This window comes from Pedobacter sp. 22163, from assembly GCF_052045595.1.
Classification (GTDB): domain Bacteria; phylum Bacteroidota; class Bacteroidia; order Sphingobacteriales; family Sphingobacteriaceae; genus Pedobacter.
Genome location: NZ_JBQEPM010000004.1, coordinates 318,696 through 336,310, shown reverse-complemented (window position 1 = coordinate 336,310; position 17,615 = coordinate 318,696). Strand labels below are relative to the sequence as shown.

At 38.0% G+C, this 17,615-nt stretch carries 15 protein-coding genes; 6 read left to right on the top strand and 9 right to left on the bottom strand.

Features of this window, described 5'->3' with window-relative positions:
• The first annotated feature begins 64 nt into the window (after nucleotides 1-64).
• Both ACTJKN_RS12600 and ACTJKN_RS12595 read left to right on the top strand, forming a co-directional pair.
• Nucleotides 65-499, top strand: coding sequence for a low molecular weight protein-tyrosine-phosphatase (locus ACTJKN_RS12600; protein WP_440825416.1), 435 nt, complete (start codon nucleotides 65-67; stop codon nucleotides 497-499).
• 39 nt (nucleotides 500-538) lie between these two features.
• Entirely contained in the window at nucleotides 539-1,306 is a 768-nt protein-coding gene (locus tag ACTJKN_RS12595; RefSeq protein WP_440825414.1) for a ThuA domain-containing protein, read from the top strand.
• An 89-nt stretch (nucleotides 1,307-1,395) separates the two neighbouring features.
• On the opposite strand, the gene ACTJKN_RS12590 is transcribed toward ACTJKN_RS12595, so the two are convergent.
• Complete coding sequence (locus ACTJKN_RS12590) at nucleotides 1,396-2,079, bottom strand: hypothetical protein (RefSeq protein ID WP_440825412.1); 684 nt, start codon at nucleotides 2,077-2,079, stop codon at nucleotides 1,396-1,398.
• 162 nt (nucleotides 2,080-2,241) lie between these two features.
• Between ACTJKN_RS12590 and ACTJKN_RS12585 the strand changes: the two genes are divergently transcribed.
• Entirely contained in the window at nucleotides 2,242-3,696 is a 1,455-nt protein-coding gene (locus tag ACTJKN_RS12585; RefSeq protein ID WP_440825410.1) for an alpha-L-fucosidase, read from the top strand.
• A 2-nt stretch (nucleotides 3,697-3,698) separates the two neighbouring features.
• Here ACTJKN_RS12585 and ACTJKN_RS12580 read toward each other — a convergent pair whose 3' ends face one another.
• From ACTJKN_RS12580 to ACTJKN_RS12565, 4 genes are all read right to left on the bottom strand, one after another.
• Nucleotides 3,699-4,817 carry a rhomboid family intramembrane serine protease gene (locus ACTJKN_RS12580; protein ID WP_440825408.1) on the bottom strand — a complete coding sequence of 373 codons (1,119 nt, stop codon included), beginning with the start codon at nucleotides 4,815-4,817 and terminating at the stop codon, nucleotides 3,699-3,701.
• A 92-nt stretch (nucleotides 4,818-4,909) separates the two neighbouring features.
• Entirely contained in the window at nucleotides 4,910-5,224 is a 315-nt protein-coding gene (locus ACTJKN_RS12575) for a hypothetical protein (RefSeq protein ID WP_440825407.1), read from the bottom strand.
• 6 nt (nucleotides 5,225-5,230) lie between these two features.
• Complete coding sequence (locus ACTJKN_RS12570; protein WP_440825405.1) at nucleotides 5,231-5,980, bottom strand: class I SAM-dependent methyltransferase; 750 nt, start codon at nucleotides 5,978-5,980, stop codon at nucleotides 5,231-5,233.
• Nucleotides 5,981-6,230: 250 nt separating this feature from the next.
• A complete protein-coding gene (locus ACTJKN_RS12565) occupies nucleotides 6,231-9,428 on the bottom strand; it encodes a S41 family peptidase (protein ID WP_440825403.1) in 3,198 nt (1,065 codons plus the stop codon).
• Between the two features lie 172 nt (nucleotides 9,429-9,600).
• Here ACTJKN_RS12565 and ACTJKN_RS12560 point away from each other — a divergent pair, with 172 nt between their 5' ends.
• The 3 genes from ACTJKN_RS12560 (at nucleotide 9,601) to ACTJKN_RS12550 (ending at nucleotide 12,571) form a co-directional block, all read left to right on the top strand.
• Nucleotides 9,601-10,881 (top strand): glycosyltransferase, encoded by a 1,281-nt coding sequence (locus ACTJKN_RS12560; RefSeq protein ID WP_440825401.1) that lies wholly within the window; start codon nucleotides 9,601-9,603, stop codon nucleotides 10,879-10,881.
• A gap of 196 nt (nucleotides 10,882-11,077) precedes the next feature.
• Complete coding sequence (locus ACTJKN_RS12555) at nucleotides 11,078-11,824, top strand: glycosyltransferase family 2 protein (protein WP_440825399.1); 747 nt, start codon at nucleotides 11,078-11,080, stop codon at nucleotides 11,822-11,824.
• 186 nt (nucleotides 11,825-12,010) lie between these two features.
• Nucleotides 12,011-12,571: a type 1 glutamine amidotransferase domain-containing protein gene (locus tag ACTJKN_RS12550; RefSeq protein ID WP_215130039.1), complete on the top strand. Its 561-nt coding sequence runs from the start codon at nucleotides 12,011-12,013 to the stop codon at nucleotides 12,569-12,571.
• A gap of 183 nt (nucleotides 12,572-12,754) precedes the next feature.
• Here ACTJKN_RS12550 and ACTJKN_RS12545 read toward each other — a convergent pair whose 3' ends face one another.
• From ACTJKN_RS12545 to ACTJKN_RS12530, 4 genes are all read right to left on the bottom strand, one after another.
• Nucleotides 12,755-13,798, bottom strand: a complete 1,044-nt coding sequence (locus ACTJKN_RS12545; RefSeq protein ID WP_440825397.1) for a hypothetical protein — start codon at nucleotides 13,796-13,798, stop codon at nucleotides 12,755-12,757.
• 224 nt (nucleotides 13,799-14,022) lie between these two features.
• A complete protein-coding gene (locus ACTJKN_RS12540) occupies nucleotides 14,023-15,213 on the bottom strand; it encodes a serine hydrolase domain-containing protein (protein WP_440825395.1) in 1,191 nt (396 codons plus the stop codon).
• A gap of 39 nt (nucleotides 15,214-15,252) precedes the next feature.
• Nucleotides 15,253-16,167, bottom strand: coding sequence for a lysophospholipid acyltransferase family protein (locus ACTJKN_RS12535; RefSeq protein WP_440825394.1), 915 nt, complete (start codon nucleotides 16,165-16,167; stop codon nucleotides 15,253-15,255).
• A gap of 90 nt (nucleotides 16,168-16,257) precedes the next feature.
• Nucleotides 16,258-17,184 (bottom strand): lysophospholipid acyltransferase family protein, encoded by a 927-nt coding sequence (locus ACTJKN_RS12530; RefSeq protein WP_440825392.1) that lies wholly within the window; start codon nucleotides 17,182-17,184, stop codon nucleotides 16,258-16,260.
• Nucleotides 17,185-17,615 lie beyond the last annotated feature (431 nt).

The window sequence follows — 17,615 nt, the reverse complement described above, 5'->3', positions numbered from 1 at the left end:
ATAAATATAGATTGTCATCCCGAGCCTGTCGAATGACTATTGTTTACTTTAAAGCACAGTAATATTGAAAATTTTAATGGTCTGCCTTGGCAACATCTGCCGTTCACCGCTGGCCGAAGGCATTATGCGCCACCTGGCAGATAAACAGCATTTAAACTGGGGAATTGCTTCGGCAGGAACAGGCAATTGGCATATTGGCAAAGCCCCAGATCACAGGAGTATTTCAGCAGCGAAATCGCTAGGTTACGATATCAGTAAACAGCGGGCACAACAATTTAACCACTCCATGTTTGCTAAATACGATCTGATTTTGGTTATGGACCGGAATAATTTAGCTGACGTTAAAAGCCTTGCTAAAAGCGAGGAAGAGCGAAAAAAAGTTAGACTTTTTCTTGATAACGACGAAGTTACAGACCCATATTGGGATAATGCCCTGTTTAACCCTGTTTGCAGGCAGGTTGAAGAAAGATGTATAGAAATTATCAAACAACTTTCTTAAATTTAAAGCTCAATATCCATCACTAACCAAGTCAGCAAAATGAAAAAGTACCTGTACCTATGTTTATTAATCGTATCCGTTTTTTTATTCCAAAGCTATACAACCGCTAAGAAATCGGCAAAAGTTTTAGTTTTTTCCAAAACCAAAGGCTTTAGGCACAACTCTATTGAAACCGGAAAAGAAATTATCCAAAAATTAGGTGCCGAGCATCACTTTGATGTAGATACCACGGAAAATGCCGATCTGTTTACAGAAGATAACCTTAAAAAATATGCCGCTGTTATTTTTCTAAATACAACAGGCGATGTTTTAGACAATAAACAACAGGTAGCCTTCGAAAGATATATCCAGGCAGGTGGAGGTTATGTGGGCATCCATGCCGCAACCGATACTGAATACGATTGGCCTTGGTACGGCAAATTGGCCGGCGCTTATTTCATCAGTCACCCAGCCGTACAGGAAGCTAAATTTATCATTAAAGACAAAAAACATCCTTCAACCAAATTCTTTACCGATTCAGTTTGGATGAGAAAAGATGAGCTATATAACTTTAAGGATATCAATCCAGATATTAAAGTGCTGATTACCTTAGATGAGAAATCGTATACCGGCGGTAAAAACGGCAATTTCCACCCTTTTAGCTGGTACCACAATTTTGATGGCGGAAGGGCTTTCTATACCTGTATGGGCCATACTAAAGAAGGCTGGACAGAAGATAAATTCCAGAACCATTTATGGGGAGGCATTGAATATGCCATAGGTGGACAAAAGAAACTAGACTACAGTAAGGCTCATTCAAAATTTTAAATCATAAACTGAGCTTGTAGATTCGTCAGCAAGCTCAGTTGTTATCTTGTAAAGATCTAACCATTGATATTAATAAATTATTGATTTTCTCATATCGACTGCTTCTTTATCCTATTAGTGTTAACCAAATAAATATAATTCAGCATACAGAAAGAAGCCACGGCCCCGAAAGTATGCCATAAAAAGTGTGTGCCTATTGTAAACACATCCCATTTATCGGCAATACGGAAAGTTAACGCGAATATGAAAGCAATTAGGGCAAAGCCAACCCATTTACCGTTTTTCCACTCTGTTTTAATCAGGTACCCAAATACCGGAAATAAAACCAGTGCGGCCATAAAAGCATAATTGATATTGATGAAAATCTGGAAATCGCCATTGCTAAAGAGCCGTCGCACGTAAAACTGAAAGAAAGCATAAACAGCTACAATTAAAACGGCAAAATACCACTTGGTTAGTTTGGAAAGAAAGTAAACCCCGGCTGAAAGGCATAAGAGCATAATCGGCATCCAGTCCATCATAATAAAAATCGGCCAACGCCTCAATCCATGATAAGTGGTACCTCCAATTCCGCCTATATAAAGTAAAACTAAAGCAACGGTTAGAAAGCTATGCTGTTTGAAATTTCCCCAAATTTTTATTGTCCAATACACCGCGATAGCTAAAAAAAAGCAACTTGTTATGGTGTTAAATGGCTCAGGAAAAAGCTGATTAAGATTCGTTTCGGTATATACTGTACCTCCATCGGGAGGATTCTGGATAAAAGCGCTCATAATTAATTAACGTAAACTAAAATTAAATGTTTGGTGAATCCATGTAACGATGAAGATGTAAAAATAATTTCGTGTTTACATTTTCAAGAGGTTAAATATTGATTAACTCTTTTTCCTTCAGCTGGTATTTTTTTGTACTTTAGTTAGATCTAAGCTATAATAATGATGAAGCCCATATTAATTCTTTTTCTATTCTTAACAACAGCAATTTATGCCCAAACACCGCCTAAACCTTACGGTGCGCTACCATCAAAAAGGCAACTGGCGTGGCATGATATTGAAGTTTACGGCCTGATCCATTTTACGCCAACTACATTCGAAAACAAAGAATGGGGCTTTGGCGACGCCGACCCAAAAACATTTAACCCAACAGATTTCAATGCCGATCAAATTATTAAAGCAGCTAAGGCTGGTGGATTAAAAGGCATTATCTTGGTTGCAAAACATCACGATGGTTTCGCCCTATGGCCAACCAAAACTACTGATTACAATATCAGCAAAAGCCCGTTTAGAGCAGGAAAGGGAAATTTGGTTAAAGAGGTGGAGCAGGCTGTACGTAAAAACGGCTTAAAGTTTGGGGTATATTGCTCGCCATGGGACAGGAACAATGCGCTTTATGGTACCGATAAATATTTGGCCATTTATCAGGCCCAGTTAAAAGAACTTTACAGCAATTTTGGCGAACTTTTTATGAGCTGGCACGATGGTGCAAACGGTGGTGATGGCTATTATGGTGGTGCAAAAGAAAAACGCTCGATAGATAACACCACCTATTACGATTGGAAAAATACCTGGGCCATTACCCGTAAAATGCAGCCAATGGCCAATATTTTTAGCGATATAGGTCTGGATATCCGATGGGTGGGCAATGAAGATGGTCACGCCGCGCCAACCTCTTGGGCTACTTTTACACCGATGGCACCTGATGGAAAAAATGAAGCCGTTCCCGGTCAGGCAAATTATCCGCAAAGCCCTGAAGGAATACGAAACGGTAAATTCTGGATGCCAGCAGAATGTGATGTTCCTTTAAGAAAGGGATGGTTTTACCATGCCAATGAAAAACCTAAAACCCCAGAAACATTGTTCGATCTATATTTAAAAAGTGTTGGCCGTGGCGCAGGTTTAGATCTGGGTTTAGCACCCGATACCCGTGGGCAACTTCACAAGGATGATGTTGCTGCACTGAAAACTTTTGGAGACATGGTTAAACATACTTTCGAGAATAACCTGGCCAAAAATGCCCAAATTAAAGCGAGCAACAGTAGAGGCAAAAAGTATGCTGTTACATCCCTGCTTGATGGTAAAAGGGAAAGTTACTGGGCCACGGAGGATGATATTCATCAGGCAAGTTTAGAAGTAGATTTAAAAACAACTAAAACATTTGATATCATTAGCCTGCAAGAGTATATTCCTTTGGGTCAGCGAATAGAAGCTTACAATATAGAGGTATTTGAAAAAAATGCCTGGAAAAAAGTTTATGATGGTACCAGCATTGGCGCGAAACGTTTGATTAACTTGGAGAGTCCTGTTACAACTGATAAAGTAAAAATCAACATTACCAAATCGCCCGTTTGTATTACTTTAAGTGAAATTGGGCTATACAAAAAAGCAGTTTAAACTTAATCAGGTTTGTAAAGAATTTCGAAAACTTGGGCCAATGCATTAGAAGTCTGTTTGCTGTAACGATAAGCGCTATCAGCCTTAATATCTCTGTACATCAGCATTACGGCACGATGGGAAGCTTTACTCAGTTTTATTTTTTCCTCTCGTTCTTTAGCATCTTCAGACTTTAAATTTAAGGCCTGCATTTGTTTAATTACAACAAGATTCCTTTCCATCGGTATAATGCCATCCTGCTTTATAGAGGTAAGCTTAACATCCTTTGGTAAGGAAATCTTTAAATTCATAATGCTGTTAAGCGCGCCCATATTACGGTTAAAAGTATCCCTTAATTTGCGATACTCTTCAGTTCCGTACTTTGGACTAAAGTGAAGAACCCCGCTAAAAAACATCAGAAATAAAAGTACCGAAACTGCATATCTTGCCCAGCTTTTGATTTCGACAGTTTTATCCCATTTATAGTTAAGCAAATAGGTAAAAATAAAGCCAGATACAAAGCCACCAATGTGCGCTGCATTATCTACTCTTTTGCCAAATGCACCGTTTATGAGCACCAATAATGATACAATTAGTGTACTTGCCAATAAGGCCTTGGTTGCCTTGGGCTCAAAAGATTTAGTAATTAATAAAGCAATAAAAGCGCCATACAAGCCCATAATTGCTCCTGAAGCACCCATCATCACCCCTTCCTGATGAAAAATCAAACTCACCAAGCCGCCACAAATGCCGCTCACCAAATAAATAAAGAGGTATTTTTTCCAGCCCAGTTTATTTTCGATCATTAAACCCAGATAAATCAGGGCATACATATTAAAAAACAAATGCGATTTAGATCCGTGAATAAACTGATAGGTAATTAAACGCCAGTATTCGCCGCCCAGTACAAGATTACGCTGATTAACCCCAAAATTTAATGAAATCCTTCTTATTTCCTCAATATAATCATCATAAGAAGCACTTCCGGTTTTTAATGATAGATTGATCATTAACACAACCGAAAAAAGGAAAATTGCTACATAATAAAAAACATTAATCAGGACAACGGTCGGCGTTGCGGTATAACCTTTTTGGGGGAAGAACAGGAACAGTAAATTTTTGATCTTATTTTTTGTTGCCAAAGGGGCTTTTTCAAAATAATGATCATCCTGCATTGCTATAAGCTGGTGGAATTTATACAAATTTTCTTCCCAAACATCTTTCAGATGAAACTCTACATATTCAAATTCATGAAAAATTTTTCGAGATTTAAGTCGTTCTTGCCATAATCGTTAAAAAACATCTGGATCCCTACACACTCACTCTTTACCACTGCAAAATTTCCATGGATACGGATAGATATTTCTTCACTATATGACTGGAAAGATATTGGTGTATAAGCAATTAACCCACTTTCGGATACATGACTAAGGCTCCAGCCGAGATTTTCGATGGCCTGCTTAGCAACAATTAAATATTTATCTGCCGGAAAATCGGCCAAAGGAATATATTTTTCAATTTTAGGCGAGTAACCCCAACTGATTGACATAGCGCGTTATAGTTTTTTCGCTACTAAGATAATATAAGGTGATAGATTTTTGCTTTCGAATGGGACAATCTTTGTAAATACTTTTCCGGTTAGCCAAACTACTTTCTTAAATAGGCGAACGCCCGCCGATTTCTGGCTTTCATTTTCTAGCCATACGCTAAAACGACCAAAATAACCCGATTTTACTTCTTTAAGTCCGGCCTGCTCGCAGATTGACTTTAACAGTTCGGGATTCATGCTATCGATATTGTGCTTATCGTAATTTTCTCTATCGAAATTCTTTTGAAACCAGCCATTAACCGCCTTAAAATTTGGTAGTGTGATAAATAAAGTACCGCCCGGTTTCACAAAAGCGATATGGCGGTTAATAATATCAGCGGTATCGTTAAAATGCTCAATTAAACCGCAGCTTAGCACAAGATCGTACTGCTTTTCGGCAGTATAATTAAAAAGATCAGTCTCAATGATATGGATATCTTTTTCGGTTAATCCGTTCTTTTCTAAAAGCTCATTTACAACCGGTGGATGAACAAAATAATCAAGAAGGGTGACATCAAGTTGAAAATATTTTTTCAGGAATACGGCATAATACCCCGGAAAACCGCCCAATTCGATGGCCGTTTTAACGTTATCTTTCTGAATAACATCAGCCAGTTGCTGATGAAATAAATAATTTGAAGGTAACTGAACCGCTAGCCCTTTTTTACTTTCCCAATAATTTACCCAAAAAGCCCTGTCGGTTAATAAATTTGCCATGTTTTAAATAATTCCAACCCCAAAGAAACGGAAAAATTTGGTTAATTATTAAAGTCGTTAACTGTTTAAACTGTGAAATTGGTCAAAAGCATAAGTTATTAAAAATGTTACCCTGAAATTTTATCGTCATTTCGACCGCAGTGGAGAAATCTTTAAACTTGCGAAAAAGATTTCTCCATTTCGTTGCACTTCAGTCGAAATGACGATTCTATCCGTTCAATTAACCGATTCAAACTTTAACCAATTAACCTTACTTCAAATCTTTCAAAATCTCAGCCACTGCTTTTTCAAGTTGAGGATCTTTATCTGCCAGGCGGTCTTCGAAAGTATTTTTCACAAAAATATCTGGCTTAACGCCTTCCTTCTCTATGTTTTGGCCATCCATGGTATAACAGCCCCACGATGGTAAACGGTAAGAAGAACCATCAACCAAACCTTTGGCAGAAGTAAAAATAATCCAACGGTAGGTTTCTGTACCGATAATCTTACCCAATTTTAATTGTTTAAACCCTGCAGCCGTCATTTCAGCATCACTTAAAGATTGTTCGTTAATTAGCAACACGATTGGCTTCGCTGCCGGGCCAAAATTACTTTGTGGCGCCATTTTACCGCCGCGGTATTTCCATTGTAAATAAGGGCGCTGGGAAAGGAATTTTAGCACGTCATCATGTACGTTGCCTCCGGTATTATAGCGCAGATCGAGGATAATGGCGTCCTTATTTTCTTCTTGTGCAACCATATCCAATAAGAAAGTTTCCAATTCGCCACCACCCATGTTTTTCATGTAAGAATAAGCAATCCTTTTGTTGCTCCATTTATCAACATTTTTATGGTTTTGAGCGATCCACTCATCGTAAAGATTTCCGCGCAAAGTACCCGAGCTTTCTGGATGTATATTTACAAAAACATCTTTTCCGTTACGCTTAAAGGTCAACGTGATTTCTCTATCCAATGATGGTTTACTAAAATAATAATCGCGGTCTATTTTTTCATCTACCTTAACGCCGTTTACTTCTGTAAGAATATCTCCTGCCAGAATATTGGTTCCGGTGCGGGCAGCATTACTTTTAGCTGCAATACGTTCAACTTTTAAAGGATTTTCATTATCGAAGATAATTCCCGTTTCATTGGTGATGTAAGTGAGATTTTTACGTTCCTCTGCCCCTGCGCTGTTAAAGCCCATGTGCGAAGAATTCAGTTCGCCCAACATGTCGTTCAATAAAATCCTCAGGTCACTACGGTTGTTCACATAGGGCAGATAAGCTGCGTAACGCGTCCTCATCTTATCCCAGTCTACGCCATGGAATTTTTCGTCATAAAAATTCTCATCTAAACCTACCCAAGTTTCGTAAAACATCTGATTAAACTCGGCATTCAGGTTTCTGGTAAATTTATAACCGTGGTCTACGCGGTCAAGCTTGTTCCCTTCCAAGGTATATTTATTAACTGCACCTCTTGATAAAACGAAAAATTTATCACCTGATGAAATAATAGAATAGTCGCCTCCATCGGCAACTTTTTCTGTTTTATTAGCCTCGAACGGCTCAATGGTAGTGCGGTAAAGACCTGGCGCGCCTCCCTCATGGTTAGACGAGTAAAACACATAGGTTTTATCGCCTTTGGCAAAAGCATCCGTTCCAAATTGGCCACCAAATGCAGGACCAACAAGCTCTATGCGATCTAAAATATCCTGCGTATTAATGGTAATTACATTTGCTGGTTTTGTCGTAGGTTTTGCCTCAGCCTTCTTTTTAGCTGTATCTGCTTTTGCTTTTTTATCATTTTTATGATCAGTTATTGCAGGCTTAACTTCAGTTGGTGCAGGTTTGGTTTCTTTAAACAGGTCATCAAACTTATCAGAACGGTAAGGTTCATCATAATTATTCAATGCCATACGGTAAATGTGTGCATTCTGCATTCCCGTTGGGTAAGAAGGCTTGGTACGAGCACTGGTAAAAAAAATGTATTTCCCATCGGGCGACCACGCAGGTCCTGTTTCGGTAACACCTGTATTGGTTAAATTGATGGTTTTATTACCCTTGATGTGATGCACCATAATATCCTGCTCGAAATTCCGGTACACCGTAAAAAGCACATATTCATCATTTGGCGAAAAGCTTGGCGCTGCACTTTGTAGGGCCCAAAACTCATCGGTCACCAACGTTTTGGCATCAAAAGTTTTAAGATCCATCATTTTGAGTTCGTTTCTACCGCTCAGATACACCGCCATGGTTTTGGTTTTGTTCAAGGTAATATCACGTACATTTGCTTTATCCTTCGTAAGCTGTTTTACCGATCCTTTTCCATCACCGGTAATGGCAAACCAGTTCTGATAGCCGTTTGCCGTTTGGCTGAACAAAATCGTTTTGTTATCGGCCAGCCATTTGCACTCTAAAGCACGCTCACCACTGTTGGTAATCTTACGGATAAATTTTCCATCTGCATCGCTTACAAATACTTCACCGCGAGAAATAAAAGCCATCTTTTTGCCATCGGTAGAAACATCGAAGGCTGAGATATTTCCACGCACATCGTACTCTTGCTCTTTACTCAACACCTGGTTACGTGAAGTACTGATATTGATTTTCTCTGTTTTTTTAGAAGCTACATCGTAAGTGTATAACTGGTAATCTTTCTCAAACACAACTGTAGTTCCATTGGCCGAAACAAAGGGACGTTTAATGGAAGTATCAAAATTGGTCAAACTTGTTTTCTTGCCACCAATAAATGTGTACAGATTATATTCCTCATTGCCTTCATCTGATACAAAAAACACATTTCCTTTCTGATCAATACTGGTCCAGAAATCTTTCCCGATATAATCGGTATAACGCTTATAGCTTTTCGATTTTGGGTTATATGATTGGATATCAGGATTGTAGGCTCCTTTGTAATGTTTCCGGTTTGCAAACCGGTAACTCTCCCAGGTATCGTTAAAAAACAGTTCACCACTTGGCGATTCGGCAATGTGATGCGTGGTATTGAAGTAATTATCGAATAAACGGACAGCCGTGCCACCGTTTACACTTACTTTATAGCTTGAAAAAGAATTATAGCGACCAGATGTGAAATAAATTGTTTTCGAATCCCAGCTCCAATTGTCTACTTCATCGGCAGCATCGTTAAAAGTTAATTGTTTAATATCACCACCTGTTAAAGGCATAACATACACGTCGTAATTACCAAACTGGTTTGATGAAAAAGCCATCCACTTCCCATCAGGAGATATTTTCGGATTAATTTCTTCGCCCTGCATGGCTGTAACCCTCGAAGCCACACCTCCTTTTACGGGTACTTTCCAAATATCACCATCATAGCTGAATACTATTGTTTGTGCATCGGGCGTTAAAGCAGGGTATGCAGCAAAGTAGGTTTGGCCTTGAGCAAATGAATGGATAGACAACAAAAATGCTAGTGTCGCTAGCGATTTTAACAGGGATTTGATCATAATTTATTTTGTTTGGCTTTGATGCATGAACCCGGCTTGTTTAAAATAATCATTAAATTCAGACATGATTATTTTAAACATCAAAGGCTCCATCCTACAATTAAAAAGCAATAAAAATATTAGGATGAAAATACACAACAGATTTTATATTCGTAAACAATAAAATGTATTTTTGATTGATTTGAAAGTAGTACACCTAAATACTTATGATGGAAATGGCGGAGCAGGACGTGCCTGTTTGCGTTTAAGTGATGCCTTAAATGCGAGTGGAATCGATTCAAAAGTATTGGTTTACTATAAATTTGGTCAAAATCCGAAGATAGATACCTTTAGTAAGTCGCCCTTTCAAAAAGCCAAAGCCATTTACAATATCCTATCTGAAAGATATTTTGCCAAATGGTTGAGTAAATCGGTAAAAACTCCTTTCAGTTTGCAATGGTTCGGCCGTTCGGTGATTAATCACCCAGATGTTAAAAATGCCGATATCATCCATTTACATTGGATAAACCACGGTTTTTTAAATCCTAAATTTTTAGCCCAGCTTGATGAGTTGGAAAAACCGATTGTATGGACTTTTCATGACAGCAACGCTTTTACAGGTGGATGCCATGTGCGTTACGGATGCGAAAATTTTCACCAGCAGTGCGGTAATTGCCCCATTTTAAAAATCAGCGGCAAAAATGATATTTCGCATAAAACCTGGGTGCGTAAGCAAAAAGCTTATACAGAATTGAATTTCCACATTGTGGCGCCTAGCAAATGGATGGCTGCATCGATAAAGTTCAGCAGTTTATTAGGCACAAGGAAAGCTACAGTTATCCCGAATACGATTGAAACAAAAATTTTTAAACCTTATGTTAAATCGGAAGCGAAAAAAATCTTAAAGATCAATCCTGATAAGTTTGTACTGATGAGCGGATTTATGCCCTCAAAAAACGACAAACATAAAGGAACCCCCTATTTAATCGAAGCATTAGAAATTTTATCGCGTAGGCCTGGAATACAAAAAGAAAACATTGAATTGGTTATTTTTGGAAATAAGGAAAATGCCGAAATGCCCGAATTTCCTTTCAAAACCACTTTTTTAGGCACAATTAATAAAGATGATCATTTGGCAAAATGTTATTCTGCTGCTGATGCCTTTATTACGCCATCATTGGAAGATAACCTCCCCAATACCGTGATGGAAAGTTTGTCGTGCGCTACACCCGTTGTTGCTTTTACCACAGGTGGCATACCTGATATGGTGAAACACATGCAGAATGGCTATCTCGCAGAGTATCAAAATGCGGAAGATTTAGCAAACGGCATTGAGTGGCTGTACCACCGTCCAAATAAAGAAGAAATCCAAAAAGCAGCAAGATTGAGTATTTTAACAGATTTCTCGGAAGAAGTAATCGCTGCCGAGCATATCCATCTTTACGAAACACTGATTGATTTACAACCGAAATAAAATCTGAACAAAAAAGAGTGTTACTGTAATTAGCAGACCCATAACGATACGCCAGCAGCAGGTTGATTTACAACACATTATGCTTCCCCTAATAGTATTGGATTAATTAAAAATTTTTGGCAGATAGATTTTCAATTCGGGTAGAAAAATTCAAGCAATCTTTATTAAATTTACTCCAATCCAAAAAAGCAATCCCTTGCCAAAGCTAACTGTCATCACCATTGTATACAATAACGTTCGCGATATCGAACGTACCATTCAATCTATCCTTAAACAGACCTATAAAAAAATTGAATATATTGTGATAGACGGCGCATCTACCGATGGTACTTTGCAGGTTGTTGAGCGTTACAAAGATCAGATTTCGAAAATTGTATCAGAACCAGACAAAGGCATTTATGATGCCATGAACAAAGGTTTAGCATTAGCAACAGGCGATTATGTTTTGTTTATGAACTCGGGTGATGAGATTTATGATGAACAAACAGTAGAAGATGTTTTTGCCTCTGCCCCCGGTGCCGATATTTATTACGGGGAAACAGAAATGTACAATGATAACTGGGAAAATTTAGGCCGCAGAAGGCACGAAGCACCCGAAGAATTTGATTGGACCAGCTTTAAATACGGCATGAACATTAGCCATCAGGCCATTTACATTCGCCGCAGCATTATTACACCGTACGATTTAACTTATAAGTATAGCTCAGATATTGATTGGATTATCAAAGCAGCTAAAAAAGCATCTAATATTGTGAACGTTCACCGCTATGTAGCCAAATATCTGGTTGGTGGCATGAGCAAGAAAAAACACCGCGAGAGCTTAAAAGAGCGGTTTAAAATCTTTACTAAATATTATGGTTTAGTACCGAATATCTTTAATCATATTATTATTGCATGTAATTTAGCCTTGTATTTTGTTAAGCACCGTAGAACGAACGATTAGTATTCTTATCGGACGTCATTCGAACTCGTTTCAGAATCTATCTAACTAGACAGTATTATTACCTGAAGATGCTGAAATAAATTCAGCATGACGATCGAGTTAATTAATATCGCAATCTCAAATTTCTAAAAACAATAATTTTCCTGAACTGTCTTTAATATATTACCTATTAAAAAATTAAAGATTATGGGACAATTAAGTAACCGCACTATTGCTGTACTTACAGAAAGCGGATTTGAAGAAGTAGAATTAACCGAACCAGTTAAAAGGTTAAAAGAAGAGGGCGCAACCGTTCACATTATCTCCTCAAAAAGTGGAAAAATAAAAGCCTGGGACCATGATCATTGGTCGATAGAAGTTGATGTAGACAAAACCATTTCGGAAGCAAATGCCGAAGATTATAACGGTTTGTTGCTACCGGGCGGTGTTATCAATCCTGATCAGCTTCGTGTTAACGAAGATGCGATAGCCTTTGTAAAATCTTTCTTTGCCGATGGGAAACCAGTTGCAGCAATCTGTCATGGGCCTCAAACCCTAATTAATGCAGATGTGGTTCAAGGCAGAAAAATGACCTCAGTAAAAAACATTTCACAGGATTTAATCAATGCAGGCGCACTTTGGTCAGATGAGGAAGTGGTTGTAGACCAGGGTTTGGTTACGAGCCGTACACCAGAAGATTTACCTGCTTTTAACGATAAAATTGTAGAAGAATTTGCCGAAGGTGTTCACGAAGGGCAGCACGCCTAAAAACTTTGGACGCTCTTTCTAGATTCACTCAAAAACGGTTGGCAAATTTGTCAGCCGTTTTTATTTTTGTCTTTTTTTGTGCCGTCAGATGTTACCATCTGACGGAGCGTTATTCGCAGTAAAATAGAATTACCCATCTGAGCCCTTTTCCATGTTGGATGGTAATATCCAACACCAAAAAATTTATAACTTAACCTGTCTGATGATATTTTTGATATTCAGTTCGATAATATCAGTCATGGTTTTACAGCGCAAATAATTTACATCCTTAAAATACTCACTCATACTCTGTTTTAGCAACGCGATATTTTCCGGTGTGGTGAGTTCTTCTTTGTTCGAAACGTCGCGGAGATCGGTTAACCGGTGGCGTTCGCTTCTTACACGGTGTACAATAGACGATCGCTCTTCTTGTTGGTACTGCAATACGGTTTTCTCCGTCAGCTGCTCCATACTCATTTTCACATAAGGCAAGTTCTCTTTAAAAAACTGGGGCAGATAAACCTTTAAATTCCCTTCGTAAAACTGTTGATCAAAATCTATTGCACGGATACGAAACTGGATATCATCAAAATCGGGTGTAATCTGTACTACAAAATTATAGGCCCGCATATCGCCCAAAAGCATAATCAAACAACGTTCGTTAAACTTTACAAATTCTTTTGCTATCCTGGTGGGATTAAACTCGGGTGTATATAATTGTCCTTTTGTAAAAACATCACCCGGAATCCCTGCAATATGCTCTTCTACCAAAGTATCGCCATCAACAAGATAATTTACCTGATTGGGCGAAAGGATTTCTTCCATTTCCAAGCCATAAATCCGCGAAGCATCGGCTTTTTTAATATAGAAATAATCGTAAACATCATTTAAACGGTTTACAATGCGGATACGGAAGGGATGGGTATTTCCGAAGGTGCAATATTCAATTTTATCGATGTACTTGTGTTCAACGATTCGCAAATTACCTGATGCTTTTAAGTTCGCATAAATTTCCTTTAAACCATCATGCAAAGTTTCAATTAAATCCTGTGCATAAATCGGTCCTTCCCAGAGCGAGTCTTTACCAAACTTATCCATTAAAGGAAAAGCTTCGTTAAACTGCATTAAATCGTTATAACCGATGGGCAATTTCGCTTCGCGTTGGTAAGTACGTAAATATTTCTGCAAAGCAGGCGTTACCGGAAAAATCGGCTTCTTTTTCGAAATTCTTACATCGTTATTTTCCATGTAGAGGCAATGTACTATTTTATGGAAATATGTATAAATTTTTTACCACAAAGTTCACGAAGAAATATCCAGAGGAAACAGAGGATAGTTTAAACGTGAAATAATATATTCGTCACGGAAGTACGGAATACATGGAATATTATCTACCCCTGAGTCTGTAGCGAACAAAATAGTCGGCTTAACTCGTCTCTCTCTCTGTGAAAACTCGGTGTTCTCAGTGGTTATTAATTTTTCGGATAACTGAATGGCAATCCACTCAGATACCTGCTGATTTTCCGATAGGGATAATTCCCTGCGCCGTGATCGGCAAACTGTACAATAATGGTGTTTGTTTTCGGATCAACGTACAGCCTTTGGCCGAGCATGCCTTCAGCAGCATAATCGCCATTATCACCTTCTTGTGGAATCCACCAAAGATAGTGATGGGCTGATTTTTGCCAGCCTTTTGCAGATGCAGGTTTTTCGGCACCTATATCTATCGATTGATTTACCCAGCTTTCCGGAACGATCTGTTTCCCGTTATATTTGCCTTTATTTAAATATAATCGACCAATTTTGGCGAAATCGATAGCTGTAACCTGAAAGCGACTTGCAGTGTTTGTTAAACCATTAACCTGATCTAATCCCCAGGTGGCGTTATATTGCGTACCGATCTGCTTCCACACATTCGCTTCAAAATATTGGGCTACCGATTTTCCAGTTGCCTTTTGCAAAACCCAGCCCAACACAATCGGATCAATGCTTTTGTACTTCCAAACCGTGCCGGGTTTATTCACCAGTTTAACTTTCATCAAATGGGCTTTCATATCATCGGTATAATAATACTTGGCTTCATCAGAAAAAAATGCCTTAACAATTCCCCCTAGTGCATCCTGAAACTCCAGGCCCGATTTCATATCTAAAAGATTTTTTAATGTAATCTCTTCAAAAGCAGGATTTGATTTTAACTCGGGAATATACTCGGTTACTTTCTCGTTTAAACTTTTAATACTATGATCATTTAATGCTTGCCCGATCATAATAGAAATCATGCTTTTGGCACCAGAAAATATGGTGGTTAAGGTACTATCACAATAGCCCTTATCATATTTTTCGTATAAAATACTGTCATTCCTTATCACGATAAAAACATTGATCTGCCCATTTTTTAAATACTCTTTCAAGGGAATAGATTTATTGTTTCCATCCAGGACATGAACGGTATCTAAATCGTTGTGTTGCCTGGCCGATCTGATAAAATGAAAGGCAGAATCACTTTTATGTGAAATTTCCTGCGGGAAAATTTTATATGTTTCAGCACCAGGCGTTCTATATTTTAATACATTTAACAGATAAGGCTTCCAGAGAAACAGTGCGAACAGCGATAAAAAAAATGCATAGATCAGGAACAGTAATATTTTTTTGAAAGTTTTCATGGCAGGCGTTATACCAGCAAATATAAAATATTTAGGAAATTATGCCTGCTTTAGCAATTCATTTGTGGTAAAAAGAAGTTGATGTTTAGGTTTATATTTCCACCTTTTATGGCTCCACAACCAATACTCGGGCTTAGCCTGGATAATTTCTTCCAAAAAACGGGTGTGCATTTCAGTAATTTCGAACTCAGCGGTCCCGGCTGGATTTAAACAAAGAGGTACACAGTCTACCATGTAAAAACCACGTTTAAGCACATTGACTTTGAAATAAAAGATAGGTTGGTTGGTACGTTTTGCAATTTTTTCAATCCCTAACTGAACAGAGCTGGCTTGATGCATAAAACTTGTCCAATAATGTGATTCATCTTTCGCAGGTGCCTGGTCATTCCCAAAACTAAATATGCTCGGCTTACCCTTACTTGCCTGCAAAGCCCGCATGGTTTGCCGCATGGCAATTAATTTATTGCCGAATTTGCTTCGTACTTTTTTAAACCAAGTATCGAATACTGGATTGGTTAAGGGTTTGTAAATTGGATAATGGTCTGCAGAAAAGTTAAGCCCTATACCCAAAGTTCCCCACTCCCAGTTACCATAGTGTGCTGCACAGATCAACACACTTTCTCCCCGATCTAAATATTCCTGAACCTGCGCTTTGTTTTTAAAGATGAAACGCCTTTCGATTTCTTTTTTTGAGATACTGCTCATTTTAATAATCTCGAAGACCAGTGATGCAAGGTATCGGTAAAAGCGCTTTTCGATAACCAAAATCTCTTCTAATGTTTTATCAGGAAGCGCATTTAATAAATTTTCCCGAACAACTTTACGTCGGTAGCCGAAAATAGAATATAGTAGTAAATAAGTTCCATCAGCCAAAATGTATAAAACAGATAATGGAAGCAGAGATAATACGCCTAAAAAAAATATTCCCAAATGGGAAATCCCCTTTTTAATCATACCAAAAGTTTTAAAGTGCTAATTTAAAAAGCACCTTAAAAAATTATGCCACGAAAATGTTAGATTCCATATTTAGACAAATGGATTAGCCTAAACCATGGCGTCCATTATATTTTGATCTTTTTTGGTGATTTCTGAAATCTTTTGCTCAGGCTTATATTTCCATCTGCGGTGGCTCCATAACCAATAAGCTGGTGCTTCTTTGATCATATCCTCCAAAAAGTGCGTATGCATTTCGGTGATTTCGAACTCAGCAGTTTCTGCCGGATTTAAACAGATCGGTACACAATCCACTTCGTAATAGCCTCTTTTTAAATAATTAATTTTCAGATAAAAAACCGGGCGGTTAGTTTTTCTGGCGATTTTTTCCACCCCTAGCTGTATGGAAGATTCCTGATTTAAAAAGGTAGTCCAGTAATTCGATTCATCTTTTGAAGGTGCCTGATCGCTTCCAAAAGTAAACATTGTCGGTTCATTTTTACTCGATTGAATAGCCCTTAAAGTTTGACGCATAGACACCATATGGTTGCCAAATTTGCTTCTCATGGTCAAAAACCAATTATCAAAAGCTTCACTGCTCAACGGTTTATAAATTGGGTAATGTTTGCCAGAAAAGTTTAAACCAATTGCCATGCACACCCATTCATAATTGCCATAATGTGATGAACAGAAAAGCACACTTTCGTTATTGTTAAGATAGGCTTCTACCAGATCGGTATTTTTAAATTTTACCCTTTTATTTAATTCCTTTTCAGAAATGCTTTTCATTTTAATCACTTCGATAAAAAGTGAGGCGAAAAATTTATAAAAACGTTTTTCTATGGCATTGATTTCAGCAGTATTTTTCTCGGGGAATGCATTAACCAGATTTTCTTTAACCACTTTCCGGCGGTAACCAAAAACATAAAATATTAACACATAAAAAGCATCCGCCAATCTGTATAAAATAAATAGCGGTAACAGCGAGAGCATATTTAATAAAAATATACCCATTTTGGATAACCCTTTATTAATCATGATTTGGGATGATTAGTTTGCTTGCAAAAACACAAAATTAAGGCTGAGTGCAAAATTAATTGCCATGCAATTGTTAGTTTTTTATTCCCAAAGGTTTTATGAAAAAATGCTGACAAAAAACCGCGTGTCTGATTAACAATTTAACTGACCAGCAACCACTTAGATGGAGTTGTCTCCACTTGCCATTAAAATCGGAACTCTGGTGAGTTAGACGAATTACTAACCCAGCTGATAAGCACAGTCCCAACGCCCCTAAACCTTATTGCAGCGGTATCCCCCGATTTAAGCACTATTTTTTATTTTTTTTATGGTGTGCTTGCTTGTTTCACAGGTTTCATCGGGGATTTAGCGAAAAGAAGGACTGACAATAAAAAATGCACTAAAACTGCTTTCCTTATTATTTTTATCACTGCTTAAGAAGCTAACTCTTA